Annotated in this window: 13 protein-coding genes and 1 riboswitch; of the genes, 9 read left to right on the forward strand and 4 right to left on the reverse strand. The window is 61.9% G+C overall.

The window, feature by feature from the left end:
* The first annotated feature begins 45 nt into the window (after window positions 1–45).
* Together AC1Q5O_RS10250 and metE are read left to right on the forward strand one after the other, a co-directional pair.
* Window positions 46–1,350, forward strand: a complete 1,305-nt coding sequence (locus tag AC1Q5O_RS10250) for an MFS transporter (RefSeq protein ID WP_492562743.1) — start codon at window positions 46–48, stop codon at window positions 1,348–1,350.
* 62 nt (window positions 1,351–1,412) lie between these two features.
* Window positions 1,413–1,629, forward strand: a riboswitch (cobalamin riboswitch).
* 105 nt (window positions 1,630–1,734) lie between these two features.
* Entirely contained in the window at window positions 1,735–4,050 is a 2,316-nt protein-coding gene (metE, locus tag AC1Q5O_RS10255) for a 5-methyltetrahydropteroyltriglutamate--homocysteine S-methyltransferase (protein ID WP_492562745.1), read from the forward strand.
* Here metE and AC1Q5O_RS10260 read toward each other — a convergent pair.
* Window positions 4,047–4,604: a CGNR zinc finger domain-containing protein gene (locus tag AC1Q5O_RS10260; RefSeq protein ID WP_492562747.1), complete on the reverse strand. Its 558-nt coding sequence runs from the start codon at window positions 4,602–4,604 to the stop codon at window positions 4,047–4,049. The genes metE and AC1Q5O_RS10260 overlap by 4 nt on opposite strands.
* A 121-nt stretch (window positions 4,605–4,725) precedes the next feature.
* On the opposite strand from AC1Q5O_RS10260, the gene AC1Q5O_RS10265 reads away from it, so the two are divergent.
* On the forward strand, window positions 4,726–5,616 hold the full coding sequence (locus AC1Q5O_RS10265) for an alpha/beta fold hydrolase (protein ID WP_492562749.1): 891 nt from the start codon (window positions 4,726–4,728) through the stop codon (window positions 5,614–5,616).
* A 174-nt stretch (window positions 5,617–5,790) separates the two neighbouring features.
* On the opposite strand, the gene AC1Q5O_RS10270 is transcribed toward AC1Q5O_RS10265, so the two are convergent.
* Complete coding sequence (locus AC1Q5O_RS10270) at window positions 5,791–6,378, reverse strand: TetR/AcrR family transcriptional regulator (RefSeq protein ID WP_492562750.1); 588 nt, start codon at window positions 6,376–6,378, stop codon at window positions 5,791–5,793.
* 107 nt (window positions 6,379–6,485) lie between these two features.
* Here AC1Q5O_RS10270 and AC1Q5O_RS10275 point away from each other — a divergent pair, with 107 nt between their 5' ends.
* Both AC1Q5O_RS10275 and AC1Q5O_RS10280 read left to right on the forward strand, forming a co-directional pair.
* The gene (locus AC1Q5O_RS10275) at window positions 6,486–7,550 is read left to right on the forward strand and encodes a Rossmann-fold NAD(P)-binding domain-containing protein (protein ID WP_492562751.1); all 1,065 of its coding nucleotides are present in this window, start codon (window positions 6,486–6,488) and stop codon (window positions 7,548–7,550) included.
* Window positions 7,551–7,622: 72 nt separating this feature from the next.
* The gene (locus AC1Q5O_RS10280) at window positions 7,623–9,140 is read left to right on the forward strand and encodes a helicase HerA domain-containing protein (RefSeq protein WP_472460663.1); all 1,518 of its coding nucleotides are present in this window, start codon (window positions 7,623–7,625) and stop codon (window positions 9,138–9,140) included.
* Here AC1Q5O_RS10280 and AC1Q5O_RS10285 read toward each other — a convergent pair whose 3' ends face one another.
* Window positions 9,141–9,839, reverse strand: a complete 699-nt coding sequence (locus AC1Q5O_RS10285; RefSeq protein ID WP_492562754.1) for an HAD family hydrolase — start codon at window positions 9,837–9,839, stop codon at window positions 9,141–9,143. It lies immediately after the preceding gene.
* A 149-nt stretch (window positions 9,840–9,988) separates the two neighbouring features.
* Here AC1Q5O_RS10285 and AC1Q5O_RS10290 point away from each other — a divergent pair, with 149 nt between their 5' ends.
* From AC1Q5O_RS10290 to AC1Q5O_RS10305, 4 genes are all read left to right on the forward strand, one after another.
* Entirely contained in the window at window positions 9,989–10,888 is a 900-nt protein-coding gene (locus AC1Q5O_RS10290) for a lipid kinase (RefSeq protein WP_492562756.1), read from the forward strand.
* 124 nt (window positions 10,889–11,012) lie between these two features.
* Window positions 11,013–11,840 carry a transglycosylase SLT domain-containing protein gene (locus AC1Q5O_RS10295; protein ID WP_472462457.1) on the forward strand — a complete coding sequence of 276 codons (828 nt, stop codon included), beginning with the start codon at window positions 11,013–11,015 and terminating at the stop codon, window positions 11,838–11,840.
* A 428-nt stretch (window positions 11,841–12,268) separates the two neighbouring features.
* Entirely contained in the window at window positions 12,269–12,484 is a 216-nt protein-coding gene (locus AC1Q5O_RS10300) for a cold-shock protein (protein WP_105732051.1), read from the forward strand.
* A gap of 368 nt (window positions 12,485–12,852) precedes the next feature.
* The gene (locus AC1Q5O_RS10305; protein WP_223612596.1) at window positions 12,853–13,269 is read left to right on the forward strand and encodes a BA14K family protein; all 417 of its coding nucleotides are present in this window, start codon (window positions 12,853–12,855) and stop codon (window positions 13,267–13,269) included.
* A 55-nt stretch (window positions 13,270–13,324) separates the two neighbouring features.
* Here AC1Q5O_RS10305 and AC1Q5O_RS10310 read toward each other — a convergent pair whose 3' ends face one another.
* Window positions 13,325–13,969, reverse strand: coding sequence for an MBL fold metallo-hydrolase (locus AC1Q5O_RS10310; protein ID WP_492562757.1), 645 nt, complete (start codon window positions 13,967–13,969; stop codon window positions 13,325–13,327).
* Between the last annotated feature and the right edge of the window lie 49 nt (window positions 13,970–14,018).

The raw sequence follows: 14,018 nt of genomic DNA on the forward strand, positions 1-14,018 counted from the left end.
GATGACCATCATCTAAAAGCCGATTACCCTCCAGGGAACACGAACATGATTTCATCGCCTCTCGCTGCCGCGCTTGCCCGGCGCAATGTCCACTATGGCTGGGTCGTCGTATCCGTCACCTTCCTTACCATGCTTGTGACGGCGGCGGCCGTCGGCGCCCCCGGCGTGCTCATCGTGCCGCTGGAAAAGGAATTCGGCTGGACGACGGAACAGATCGCCACCGCCTTTTCCATCCGGCTGCTGCTGTTCGGGCTGATGGGCCCGTTCGCCGCGGCGTTCATGAACTATTTCGGCGTGCGGAAGGTCGTGTGCGTGGCGCTTGCGCTGATCGCCGGCGGCTCCTTCCTGTCCCTCGGCATGACGCAGATCTGGCAGCTCATCCTGCTTTGGGGCGTGGTGATCGGTTTCGGCACCGGCCTGACCGCCATGGTGCTCGGTGCGACCATTGCCACCCGCTGGTTCACCGACCGGCGCGGGCTGGTGCTGGGCATGCTCACGGCAAGCTCGGCCACCGGACAGCTGGCTTTCATGCCGCTCATGGCCTCCATCAGTGAAAACTACGGCTGGCGCGCGGCGACCATGATGGTCTGCGCCCTGCTCGCCGTCGCAGCGGCCGCCGTCTTCCTGCTGATGCGGGACCGCCCGTCCGATGTCGGCCTGCCCGCCTATGGCGAGAAGGACGTGGCCAAGACCGCACCGATTACCGGCGGCCTGCTGTCGCTCATCATCCTGCCGCTGGCCACCCTCAAGGAAATATCGCGCACCAGCACGTTCTGGGTGCTGTTCGCCACATTCTACATCTGCGGCGCCAGCACCAACGGCCTCATCCAGACCCACTTCGTCGCGCTCTGCGGCGATTACGGGCTTGCGGCCGTCACCGCCGCCAGCGTGCTGGCCATGATGGGTTTCTTCGATTTCTTCGGCACGATCGGCTCCGGCTGGTTGTCCGACCGGGTCGACAATCGCTGGCTGCTGTTCTGGTATTACGGCCTGCGCGGCGCCTCGCTGCTGTTCCTGCCCTACAGCAATTTTTCGATCTACGGCCTGTCGCTGTTCGCCATGTTCTACGGCCTCGACTGGATCGCCACCGTGCCGCCGACGGTCAAGCTGGCAACGGACCGGTTTGGCCGGGAGAAGGCGGGCATGGTGTTCGGCTGGGTCTTTGCCGGTCACCAGCTTGGCGCAGCGTCGGCGGCCTATGGTGGCGGTTTTGCCCGTACGGAATATGCGAGCTACCTCCCGGCCTTCTTCACCGCCGGTATCCTGTGCCTGATCGCCGCGCTGCTGGCGCTGACCATCCGCAAGAGCAGCAAGGACGACCGCGTCGGCGAACCCGCCATCGCCCACTGAACTGAGGATGTAACCATATAAATATGTCTTTATGTGTTATTGACAGTCTACGGGCACGCGCCTACCATACCCCGCATCGTGGTTCTCTGCGCCTTCGGGCGCAGAGCTAAGAGGGAATACGGTGCGATCGCTGCCAGCGGTCCAATCCGGAGCTGCCCCCGCAACTGTAAGCGGCGAGTTCTCGTCAATTTCGTGTCACTGATCCCAGGACGGATCGGGAAGGCCTGACGAGAGCACCGACCCGCAAGCCAGGAGACCTGCCTCGATAGATAACGTCCACGGGCGGGGTGTCCGGTGTGTCGCTTGCAAGCGGACGTCTTGGGCGCCCGTATTTCCTGCATGCGTGCGCCTGACCTTTGCCCTCAACCATCGGGGTAAAGAACTATGTCTATCACCACAAGCAATCTGGGTTTTCCGCGGATCGGCAAACGGCGCGAACTGAAATTCGCGCTGGAAAAATTCTGGTCTGGCCAGTCCCATATCGTCACCCTGCAGGATATCGCCGCCGGGTTGCGTGAGGAGAACTGGGCCTTGCAGCAGAAGCTCGGCTTCGGCCACATACCCAGCAATGATTTCTCGCTCTATGACCACGTGCTGGATACCAGCGTCATGCTGGGCGCGGTGCCGCAGAGCTACGAATGGAAAGGCGGACCGGTTTCGCCCGAAACCTATTTCGCCATGGCGCGCGGCAGCCAGGGCGGCCATGATCACGGCGCCTGCACCCATCACGGGGTGGCCGCACAGGAAATGACGAAGTGGTTCGATACCAACTATCATTTCATGGTGCCCGAACTGACAAAGGGGCAGGAATTCACCCTCGGATCCAACAAGCCGGTCGACGAATACCGCGAAGCGAAGGAGCAGGGCTTTGACACGCGCCCGGTGATTCTCGGGCCGGTTACATTCCTCAAACTGGCCAAGAGCAAGGACGCACAGCTCGACCCGCTATCACTCCTTCCGGGTCTCCTGCCGGTCTATACGGAAATTCTGCGCCGCCTTTCCGCCAACGGCGCCGAATGGGTGCAGATCGACGAGCCCGCACTGGTGCTCGATCTCGATGAAAGCACGCAGACGGCATTCCGCGTGGCATATGAATTCTTCGCGCGCGCCCTTCCCCGCCTGAAACTGTTGCTGACGCCCTATTTCGGTGCGCTTGGCGACAATCTCGACCTGGCGCTCGGGCTGCCCGTTGCCGGCCTGCATCTCGACCTCTGCCGTGCACCGCAGCAGCTCCAGACGATCGTAACCCAAGCGCCTGCCGGACTTGTCCTGTCGCTCGGCGTCATCGACGGCCGCAACGTCTGGCGGGCCGATCTCGAGGCCGTCCTGCGGCGTATCGAACCGGTGATCAGCCAGCGGGGAACAGATCACCTCATTCTCGCCCCGTCCTGCTCGCTGCTGCACACGCCTGTCGATCTCGAGCTTGAAACGGACATCGACCCTGACTTCAAGAGCTGGCTGGCCTTTGCCACGCAGAAGCTTGAGGAATTGTCGATCCTTGGCAGGGCGATCAACACCGGGCGGGACAGCGTCCGGGATGAACTGGCAGCGGCCGCGACGGCAGTGCAAACCCGCAGGACGTCGAGCAAAATTCATGATGCGGCGGTCAAGCGGCGCCTGCAGACAGTGACGGAGGAACTGTCGCGGCGTCAAAGCCCCTATCCTGCCCGCCGGGAAAGGCAGAAATCGCTGGGGCTGCCGGATTTTCCGACCACCACCATCGGTTCCTTTCCGCAGACGGAAGGGGTGCGCAAGGCGCGGGCGGAACATGGCAAGGGGGCGCTGACCGCCAATGCCTATGCCGCCCTGCTGCGCAAGGAAACGGAAAACTCCATCCGCTGGCAGGAGGAAATCGGCATCGATGTGCTGGTGCACGGGGAATTCGAGCGCAATGACATGGTGCAGTATTTCGGCGAGCAACTGTCGGGCTTTGCTTTCACCCGGCATGGCTGGGTGCAGAGCTACGGCTCGCGCTGCGTCCGCCCGCCGGTCATTTTCGGCGATGTCAGCCGCCCGCAGGCGATGACGGTCGAATGGGCAGCCTACGCCCAGTCGCTAACGAACAAGCCCATGAAGGGAATGCTGACGGGGCCGGTGACCATGATGCAATGGTCGTTCGTGCGCGACGATCTTCCGCGCGATCAGGTCTGCCGCCAGATCGGACTGGCATTGCGGGATGAAGTGAGCGATCTGGAAAAAGCCGGAATCCGCATCATCCAGATCGACGAACCGGCCATTCGCGAAGGCCTGCCCATCCGCCGGGCCGATTGGGCCGCCTATCTCGACTGGGCCACCGAATGTTTCCGCCTGTCCGCTTCAGGCGTTCAGGACGAAACGCAGATCCACACGCATATGTGCTATTCGGAGTTCAACGACATCATCGACTCCATTGCGGCCATGGATGCGGATGTGATCTCCATCGAGACATCGCGGTCGAAAATGGAACTGCTCGATGCGTTCGTGACCTACCATTATCCCAACGAGATCGGGCCGGGTGTCTATGATATCCATTCCCCGCGCATCCCGCCGGTGGATGAAATGGCTGGCCTGCTGCGCAAGGCCCGGAAGAATCTTGATCCCGACCAGATTTGGGTCAATCCCGATTGCGGCCTGAAAACCCGCAAATGGGAAGAGGTGAAGCCAGCCCTCGTCAACATGGTCGAAGCCGCAAAGCTTCTGCGGCTGGAACAACAGGACTAATGCGCAACACGCGCGCGGCGACCGGCAGCTTTGGCCCGGTTGCCGCACGTTTCCATGCTGCACCAGCGGCGCGTGTGATTCTTGCTGGTGTCGTAGAACACGATGCAGCAGCGCTCATTGCCGCAGTGGCGGACATTCGTCGCTTCGGTGGAAACAAACCGGGCAAAGTCAGTGGCGATTGCAGCCAATACGCTTTGCGGCCCGCTGGTGACAGGCTTTGCGCTGGTCGCCCACCCGCTGCCTGAATTCTCCAGAACCGTCGCAACCGGATGCTCAGCCATGCGCCGGTTGATATCGGCGACAAAGGCAGGATTGAGCGCCGTCCCGGCCGCGAGACTGTCCGCCGCCCCGCGCAAGTGCGCACGGAACGCCTGCGCCTCGGTCAGGGCCGCGTCGAACGTGGCCGCATCATCCTCGTCAGCCTGAAGATCGGCCGTCTTCGCCCACCGCAGAAACGCACCGTCATTGCCGATGAGATCGATGAGCGCGCCATCGATGATCTGCGTGTTGACGAAATCCAGCCAGAGGGCATTGCCCAGAAAAATGAACGGCATCGCATGTCCTTTCACTCCTAGAAGTAACCATCAAAATTCAATTTGACAAGTTACTCCATTTGAGTAACCATCAAAATGTAATTTAGACGGTGCAACCACCCATCCAACAGGAGCAGGAACGATGTCACAATCGAACGAACACGCACGCCCGGTGATCAGCTACCGGACCGAGGAGATCGACGGTCTCAAGATTTTCTATCGCGAAGCAGGGCCGAAGGACGCGCCGACGCTGCTCCTGCTGCACGGCTTTCCCACCTCGTCGCACATGTTCCGCGACCTCATCCCGCTGCTGGCCGACCGCTACCACGTTGTCGCGCCGGATTATCCCGGCTCGGGCTACAGCGACGCCCCGTCCCACACGGCGTTCCGCTATACGTTCGATCATCTCGCCGACATCATCGACGCATTCACCCGCAAGCTTGGCCTCAAGCGCTACGCTCTTTACGCGCAGGATTTCGGCGGTCCCGTCGGTTTCCGCCTCGCCTCCCGCCATCCCGAACGGGTGACGGCAATTGTCGTGCAGAACGCCGTGGCGCATGAAGAGGGCCTGTCGGACGGCTTTGCCGCCGCGCGCCGCCTGTGGGCCGACCGCAATGCGGAGACGGAGGCCGCCATGCGCCGTCACCTCTCGATCGAGGACACAAGGGGCCAATACCTGTTCGGCGCGAAAGATCCGGCCCGCATCAGCCCCGATGCCTGGACCCACGCGCAGAACGGCCTTGACCGTCCCGGCATTGCCGAGGCCCAGCTTGACCTGCTCCATGATTACCAGTCAAACCTCAAGCAGTACCCGCATTTCCACGCCTATTTCCGCGAGCACCAGCCGCCCATGCTGATTACCTGGGGCAAGCATGATCCGTTCTTCGCGCTTGCCGGGGCCAGGGCCTATGCCGGACAACTGCCCAATGCTGAGCTGCATATTTTCGACGGCGGGCATTTTCTTCTGGAAGACCATGCCGAAGAAGTCGCCGTGCTGATGCGGGAGTTTCTTGGGCGGACGGTAAGCATCTAAAGCAAAAACTGTAGTGCGTGGTTCGACAAGCTAACCATGAGGGATGTTGAGGATTGCAGGGAGTTATAGTCTGCAGCGTTTGTGATTTGCCTTGCACCAAACCACCTCCCTCATGGTGAGCTTCCTGAGCTTGTCGAAGGGCGAACCACGCAACACCGCGATGCAAATCCGGCATCAGTTGGCCACCCATTGCAGGATCAGCGATCCCAGGGTGGCGGATGCGGTGGCCTCGTCGACGCAGCCGCAGGTCATTTCCCGTGAAATGGCCTCGGCAGCGCCGATGATGCCCACGCAGCGCAGGCGCAGATCACCCGCAGAAAGCGCCGAATAGGGTGCCAGCGCGGTGCGATAGAGATCGACATAGCCGTCGATCAGCGCTTTCTGAAATGTTTCCATCTCCTCATCGCCCTTGAGCGCGGCGGAGATGGCGTGCCATTCCGGGCCTATGGAGCGGTAGCAGGCCATATAGGCCTCGCTCATCAGCCGGGCGACGCTCGCCAGCTGCTTCGGTGCCTGTTCCAGCGCCGCCAGCAAATCATCGACCTGCTGCTGGTCCAATTGCTGGTACAGCGCGATCAGCAGGCCGGAGCGTGTGCCGAAATGCTCATAGGCAATCGGCTTGCTCACCCCCGCGCGCTCCGCCAGATAGCCGAGGGTCAGCGCATCCGTTCCCTGTGTGCGAACGATCTCCAGCGCCGTTTCCATGAGCTGCTCCCGCCGCTGGGCTTTCGGCATTTTCTTGGCGGCTGCGGTCTTGCTCATGCAAATTTCCTTTTTCACCAGAATAGCAATCCTGCCCCTTGACTTGCAATCGCACGCCCACATATTACTAAAGGTAACTTACTTATAGTAACATGAAGGGAATTCCCATGTCCACGACCATTGCAGCCCCTGTCCTCATCATTGGCGGATCCGGCATCGTCGGTTCGCAAGCGGCACAAACCCTGCGCAAGCTCCACCCGGATCTGCCGATTGCCATTGGCGGACGCGATCTGGCCAAAGCAAAATCCGTCGCCGATTCTCTCGGCAATGCCGAAGCCGTTTCAGTCGATCTTGACCGGGCCGATCTCGGCCAGCCCGCCGGCAGGGCCTTCAGCGCCGTCGTGCTGTTCGTCAAGGACGAGACGCTCAACAGCCTGAAATTCGCGCAGGCGCACGGACTGCCCTATCTCAGCGTTTCCAGCGGGGTGTTCGAAGTCGGACCGGAAATGGCGCATTACATCCATAAACCCAACAGTTCGGCGATTCTCATGGCCAGTACATGGCTGGCAGGGTCGGCCACCTTCCCCGTGCTTCAGGCCGCCCGAGACTTCCGCCGGATAGACGAAATCACCATTGCGGTGGTGCTGGACGATCAGGACATGGGCGGGCCGGCCGCCTTTGCCGATTTCGAACGGCTGACCCAGTCCGCCCCCAATCCGCTGGCGCTCAAGAACGGCAAATGGCGCTGGGTGACGGGCGCGGAAGCCACGCGCCGTTTCACGGATATTGACGGAAAGCAGATCGAAGCCAGCGCCTATTCCCCCCTCGATGTCCTCAGCCTCGGCGTTGCCACCGGCGCGCACTCCATCCGCTTCGACATGGCGTATGGCGAATCGGCCAGCCGCCGCCGGGGCGAGCCCTTTTCCACCGAGATCGTCATTGAAATCAGTGGCGAATTGAACACCGGCGAGCAGACAACAGCCCGCCTCGATATCGTCCATCCGCAGGGCCAGGCGCCCCTCACCGCCCTGCATGTGGCATTGGCAGTCGAGCGCCTGCTTGGCCTTTCCAGCGGGGAAAAGGTGGCGCCGGGGCTGTATTTCCTCGACGGGCTGATGGAGCCGGATTATGTGGTGGCGCGGATGCAGGAGTTCGGCGCGGTGTTCCGCCGCACCGATGCGGAAAACCATCTGTGGGTTTCCGGGGAGAAGCGGCATATCGCTCGCGCATGAGCGGAAAAGGAATGCTAAGGAGGTCCGCGCGCGTTTGACCGTGCGCGGAATCACCACCGGTCTGGAGAAGCAATGAAGGTCGACATCGACATGGGAGCGGCGCCCGCAGGCGCAAAAGCCATGCTCGACCTGGAAGAGCTTCTGGCCACGCGCCTGCTGGTGCAGGGCAATTCCGGTTCGGGCAAATCCCATCTGCTGCGCCGGCTGCTCGAACAGAGCGCCCAGTGGGTGCAGCAATGCGTCATCGATCCGGAAGGCGACTTTGTCACCCTTGCCGACAAATACGGCCATGTGGTCGTCGACGGCGCCCGCACCGAGAATGAATTGACCCGCATTGCCGCGCGCATCCGCCAGCACCGGGTGTCCGTGGTGCTCGATCTCGAAGGCCTCGATGTCGAACAGCAGATGCGCTGCGCCGCGGCGTTTCTCGGTGGCCTGTTCGATGCCGAGCGCGACTACTGGTATCCCATGCTTGTCGTGGTCGACGAGGCGCAGCTCTTTGCCCCGGCGGTTGCCGGCGAGGTGTCCGACGAGGCGCGCAAATTGTCGCTCGGGGCCATGACCAACCTGATGTGCCGCGGGCGCAAACGCGGACTTGCCGGAGTCATCGCCACGCAGCGGCTGGCCAAGCTGGCCAAGAACGTTGCCGCTGAAGCCTCCAACTTCCTGATGGGCCGCACCTTCCTCGATATCGACATGGCCCGCGCGTCCGACCTGCTCGGCATGGAGCGTCGGCAGGCCGAACAGTTCCGCGATCTGGCGCGCGGACACTTCGTTGCCCTTGGCCCCGCGCTGTCGCGCCGCCCGCTGCCCGTCACCATCGGCCCGGTCGAAACCTCCGCCCGCTCATCCAGCCCGAAGCTGACCCCGCTGCCGCAGCAGGCCGACGATGCGCATGAGCTGATCTTCACGCCGGCGCCTGAAGAGCGGCGCCCGGTCGTGCGGCGCGCGCCCACGCCGCCACCACCCACCCCAACGGCCGACATCCTGGCACAGTTGACCCAAGCCAAGGCAATGGCCGAAGCGGAAGCACCCGCCCTGACGCTGTTCCCGGAAATCGATGAAGCCGAACGCAGCGCGCTGATCGATGCGGTCATGCAGGAAATGCTGGGCGATCCGGATGCCGGTTTCCGCACCGACGCGGTGCTCTATCAGGATTTTCTGGTCCGCTGCCGCATCCGCCGCGTCCCCGGCGACGCGCTGTCGCTGCCAGCCTTCCGCCGCAAGCTGGCTGTCGCCCGCGCCGGTATCGATGGCGAAACCGCACAGAGCGAGCCCTGGCAGCAGGCGCTGGAACTGTCCAAGAGCCTGCCCGACGATGTGCAGGGTGTGTTCTTCATTGTCGCGCAGGCGGCGGTCACCGGCAATCCCTGCCCGTCCGATGCAACGCTCGCCCGCGCCTATGGCACCCATTCCGCCCGGCGCGCCCGGCGTCTCCTGACCTATTTCGAGGAGCAGGGACTGGTGGTGGTCCGCACCGATTTTGCCGGAAACCGCGTCGTCGCCTTCCCCGATCTCGGCTGCGAGACAATGGCGGGCGATCCCAACGGTCCCGATGACGGCGCACAGGAGCAGCACGCCGCCGAATGATCAGCCGATATCGGCGAGCAGCGGTGCGAGATCGCCCAGGTGCTCGATCTGGCGGAAGCGCGGCTCCGCCACCGGCGCATCCACATGTTCGAGCACCCAGGTGAGCGCATGCGGGACATAGATGCCCCAGCCGCCGGCCTGAATGGCCGGAACCACATCCGATTTCAGCGAATTGCCGATCATCATGCTGTGCTGCGGGCCATCGCCATGGCGGCTGAAAATCCGCTCATAGGTGGCCCGGTCCTTGCTGCTGACGATCTCAACCGCATCAAAAAAATCGCCAAGGCCCGATTGCGCCAGCTTGCGCTCCTGATCGAAGAGGTCACCCTTGGTGATCAGGACCAGCCGGTAGCGCCCGGCCAATTGCTCCAGCGTGTCCTGCACATGCGGCAGGGTTTCGATGGGATGACGCAGCATGTCCCGCCCCGCCGCCAGGATTTCGCCGAGAACCGATGACGGTATCTTGCCATCCGTCACCTCCAGCGCCGTCTCGACCAGCGACAGGGTGAAACCCTTGATGCCGAAGCCATAGAGATCGAGATTGCGCCGCTCCACCTCCAGAAGCCGGTCCGACAGGTCAGGCACATCCGTGTGGGGAGCAAGCAGCGTCTCGAAATGCTTTTCCGACAGCCGGAAGAACTGTTCGTTTTCCCAGAGCGTATCGTCTGCGTCAAAACCGATGGTAGTGAGGGAGGACATTCTCGAACTCTCATGCATGTCTCAATGGTGGTGCCAACTGTGTAGCGCCAGCCGCCGGCAAAATCCACCGGCCTGCGGCATGGTATTGCCTTGTTTCGCCACAAATCAAACCCCACCTGCGGCGGACTGCAAACCGGAGCACCAGCCTGTTGACCCAAGCCAAACCGCGACGACGCGCCCTGTTCATCGTCAATCCCAATGCGCGCAGCGGCCGGAAGCCGATCGATCCCATCCGCAAGGCATTGGAAACCGGTGGACTGACGCTTGTCGATGCGGCACCGGACAAGGACGAATCCATCTCCGACGTGATCAGGCGCATGCAGGATGCCTGCGATCTGGTGATCATCGGCGGCGGTGATGGCACGCTGAACGCCGCCGCTGCCGGTCTTGTCGAGACCGGCCTGCCGCTGGGTGTCCTGCCATTGGGCACGGCCAATGATTTCGCCCGGACGATCGGCCTGCCGCCCGTCCCGCTCAAGGCGGCGGAACTGATCCTTTCCAGCGAACCGCGTCCCATTGATCTGGGCGAAGTCAACGGCAACCTGTTCTTCAATGTCGCCAGCATCGGCTTCAGCGCCGAACTGGCCGCGGAATTGACGGAAAAGGCCAAGAAGCGCTGGGGCAAGCTCGGCTATGCCATTGTTGCCGCCCGCCTCCTCGCCCGCTCCCGGCTGTTCACCGCCTATGTCGAGCATGACGGCTCGGTCGAAACAATCCGGACAATGCAGGTTTCCGTCGGCAATGGCCGCCACTATGGCGGCGGCATGACCGTGGAGGAAACCGCGACCGCCGACGACGGGCGGCTGGATTTCTACAGCCTGGAGGTGGATCACTGGTGGCGGCTGCTCGGCCTCCTGCCCAGCCTGCGCAAAGGCACCCACGGCCGCTGGGACGATGTGCGGGCCTTCCAGACCACGCAAGTCACCATCAAAACAAGCAAACCGCGCCCCGTGAACACCGACGGCGACCTTACCACCTGGACACCGGCGCATTTCCGCATCCGGGAGAAGGCAATCCGGGTCTTTGCGCCGCAAACAGACCAAATGTAAACGCGCAGCCATCCCAGTCTTTCATCCGGAATTGCTCTGTGCTTTATGCTCATCAGTGGAATGCGTGACGAATGGGGGCTGGGTGAACGCGCTTTGTAAGATCGCTCTGGGTGCATCTCTCGCCATGCTGACCGCATCGATCGTGCTTGCGGCCGATAACCCGTCCGTACCGGCACCGCCGCAGCCGCCCGCCCCGACCGTCAGCCAGATATGCGCCGCCATCGCCACCCAGGCCGACGGCCACGGCGTGCCGCGCGACTTCTTTGCCCGCCTGATCTGGAAGGAAAGCCGCTTCGATGACCAGGCGGAAAGCCCGGTCGGCGCGCAAGGCATCGCCCAGTTCATGCCGGGCACCGCCCGGGAGCGGCAGCTGGCCAATCCCTTCGATTTCGCCCAGGCGCTTCCGGCATCGGCGGCGCTGCTCAAGGACCTGCGCGCCACCTTCGGCAATTGGGGACTGGCAGCGGCCGCCTACAATGCCGGACCGACACGCGTGGCGAAATGGCTGTCGAGCGGCGGCTTTCTGCCACTCGAAACCGAGGACTATGTGCTTGATATCACGGGGCGTCCGGCCGATGACTTTGCGGCGGGCGCGGAGATCGGCGCTGCGCCGCTCAATGTCAAACTGGGCTTCGATGCCGCCTGCCGCCAATTGCCGGTTGTCCGTTCGGCGACGATCTCGATGGCCCAGATCAAGCCGAAACCCTGGGGCATCCAGATTGCCGGAAACTTCCGCCGCTCGGCCGCCGTGAACCAGATGGAACGGTTGCGCCGCGCCTTTCCTGCCATCCTGAACCAGCACGAGCCGGTCATCAGCCGCTATCGCACGCCGATGGGTCGGCGCGGCATCTATGCCGTGCGCATCGGCGCCGATACGCGCGGCGAAGCCAATGCCATCTGCGCCAAGCTGCATGGCGCGGGCGGCGCATGTATTGTTCTGCGCAACCGTTAGGGCCAGACGTCAATATTTGACCATTTGGACAGTTTTATGCGGCATCACTACCACGTACAACCTCGAATTGCGGTGGCCGGCGCGGTTAATACATGGGTTGCAGGCAACGATTTTGCGCGGCGAAGTATGTCGGCTGCACAGCTGTTCGATATAGTCGCCTAAACGATGGAAAAACTTTTGCTTGCCAAAAAACACTTATTCTAGCAGTCTCAAAGCGTTCGGGCATCTGCGAACACTGGAAGACTGGAAGAACGGCGCGCCGGAACCGCAAGAATACCGGGTCGGGGGAAATCCCGGCAATGATCGGCTCCTTTCCTGAATTCGAGAACTGCCTGCATGATTTACGCCGGATGTATCTTACAAAAGGCGGCACTACCAATCCCGCAAGCCCGGAGGGGAACGCGGTAAGTAAGGAAAAGGAACGGAGCATGGCACAGACCGGTACGGTCAAATTCTTCAACAGTGAAAAAGGCTTTGGCTTTATCAAACCGGATGACGGCGCAGCGGACATTTTTGTCCATATCTCCGCTGTTCAGGCATCCGGCCTCACAGGTCTCGCAGACAATCAGAAGGTTTCCTTCGATACCGAGCCTGACCGTCGTGGCAAGGGCCCCAAGGCCGTCAACATCACGGTTACGGAATAATTCAGGCGGCGCAAGCCGCTTCGGGACCCCCGGACACGCCCGGGGGTTTTCCCTGAAAGTCCACCTCCCCGGTCGCGGCGATGGCTGCGCGTCCGCAAAGCGGATGCTTTGCGTGGAAATCCCCCCCCCCAATATCCGATTTCGGCACCCTTCGCTCGTTCCTTGCCATGGATTTGCTGATATTATGATGTCGATGTGCTTTTCCCGCATGGGATGCAGGGAACGAAAGTGCCCGCTTTCCGTTCAGCTTGCATTCATTCTGGAACGTTTAAAACACACATCACGGCTGGCGCCCCCACTGAAAGTCCAGCCCAACACGATCAGGCGGTTCCAAAAGTTCCGCCAAGGATGCTTCAAAGGAGGCACAGATGTTTAAAGGTATGAAGATTGCCATTCTTGCGACGGCAGCTTTTGCAACGATCGCCGTTCCGCTTGCTTCGTCAGCATCGGCTGATGATTGGGGCTGGCGCCGTCATCATCATCGCGGCGGCGGCGATGCGCTCGCAGCCGGCGCCATTGGCCTTGCCGCAGGTGCGCTCATCGGCGGCGCGCTCGCCCAGCCACGCGAACCCGACGTGATCTATCGCGACTACGATGATCGTCCCGTCTATCGCGCCGCGCCGGTTCGCGTCTATCGCGAAGTGCGCCCGGTCTATTATGGCAGCGCCCAGCCGTGGTCACGCGCCTGGTATCGCTATTGCGCCGACCGCTACCGCTCCTTCAATCCAGAAACCGGTACGTTCCGCGGCTATGACGGACGTGCATATTTCTGCAACGCCAACTGATCGCTGATCAGCCGGATTGAAAAAAGGCCGCCGGATCGCTCCGGCGGGCTTTTTGTCAGGTCAGGAACGGATTGGTGCGGCGCTCTTCGCCGAAACGGCCGCCGGGGCCATGCCCGCAGATGAAGCCGATATCGTCGCCAAGCGGAAACAGCTTGTTCTTGATCGAGTTGACCAGGGTCTCGTGGTCGCCACCCGGCAAATCCGTGCGGCCGACCGAGCCGTTGAACAGGACATCGCCGACATGGGCGAACTTGGCGGCCCGGTTGTAGTAAACCACGTGCCCCGGCGCATGGCCCGGACAATGCAGCACCTCGAACACATGCGACCCGAAGGACACCGTATCGCCATCCGCAAGCCAGCGGTCCGGCGTGCAGTTGCGCACGCCGCTGCCCTGGATGCCGTACTGGACCGCCTTCTCCTCCATAGAATCCAGAAGGAATTTATCCGCCTCGTGCGGACCAATGATATCGACGCCGAGCGCCTCCTTCATATCCATGGCCCCTGCCGCATGATCAATATGGCCATGGGTGATCCAGATGGCGTCGATGGTGATGCCGTTGGAGCGGATGGCATGGAGCACCTGATCATTGTCACCGCCCGGATCGATCAGGACGCCATGCTTGTCATCGCTGTCGAAGAGGATCGTGCAGTTCTGCTGAAAGGCCGTCACGGGGATGATACCGGCCTGCAATTGTCCCATTTTGTTCCAACCCTATGCTTTCGGAAATCTCGTACATCAGGCTTTAGCC

This window comes from Phyllobacterium sp. MT110 (genome assembly GCF_058792715.1).

Excerpts from the sequence above, each read along its gene's own strand:
- AC1Q5O_RS10280 (WP_472460663.1), top strand. The coding sequence starts at position 7,623 with ATGAAGGTCGACATCGACATGGGAGCGGCGCCCGCAGGCGCAAAAGCC.
- AC1Q5O_RS10305 (WP_223612596.1), top strand. The coding sequence starts at position 12,853 with ATGTTTAAAGGTATGAAGATTGCCATTCTTGCGACGGCAGCTTTTGCA.
- AC1Q5O_RS10260 (WP_492562747.1), bottom strand. The coding sequence starts at position 4,604 with ATGCCGTTCATTTTTCTGGGCAATGCCCTCTGGCTGGATTTCGTCAAC.
- AC1Q5O_RS10285 (WP_492562754.1), bottom strand. The coding sequence starts at position 9,839 with ATGTCCTCCCTCACTACCATCGGTTTTGACGCAGACGATACGCTCTGG.
- AC1Q5O_RS10250 (WP_492562743.1), top strand. The coding sequence starts at position 46 with ATGATTTCATCGCCTCTCGCTGCCGCGCTTGCCCGGCGCAATGTCCAC.
- metE (WP_492562745.1), top strand. The coding sequence starts at position 1,735 with ATGTCTATCACCACAAGCAATCTGGGTTTTCCGCGGATCGGCAAACGG.
- AC1Q5O_RS10275 (WP_492562751.1), top strand. The coding sequence starts at position 6,486 with ATGTCCACGACCATTGCAGCCCCTGTCCTCATCATTGGCGGATCCGGC.
- AC1Q5O_RS10310 (WP_492562757.1), bottom strand. The coding sequence starts at position 13,969 with ATGGGACAATTGCAGGCCGGTATCATCCCCGTGACGGCCTTTCAGCAG.
- AC1Q5O_RS10295 (WP_472462457.1), top strand. The coding sequence starts at position 11,013 with ATGCTGACCGCATCGATCGTGCTTGCGGCCGATAACCCGTCCGTACCG.
- AC1Q5O_RS10300 (WP_105732051.1), top strand. The coding sequence starts at position 12,269 with ATGGCACAGACCGGTACGGTCAAATTCTTCAACAGTGAAAAAGGCTTT.
- AC1Q5O_RS10270 (WP_492562750.1), bottom strand. The coding sequence starts at position 6,378 with ATGAGCAAGACCGCAGCCGCCAAGAAAATGCCGAAAGCCCAGCGGCGG.
- AC1Q5O_RS10265 (WP_492562749.1), top strand. The coding sequence starts at position 4,726 with ATGTCACAATCGAACGAACACGCACGCCCGGTGATCAGCTACCGGACC.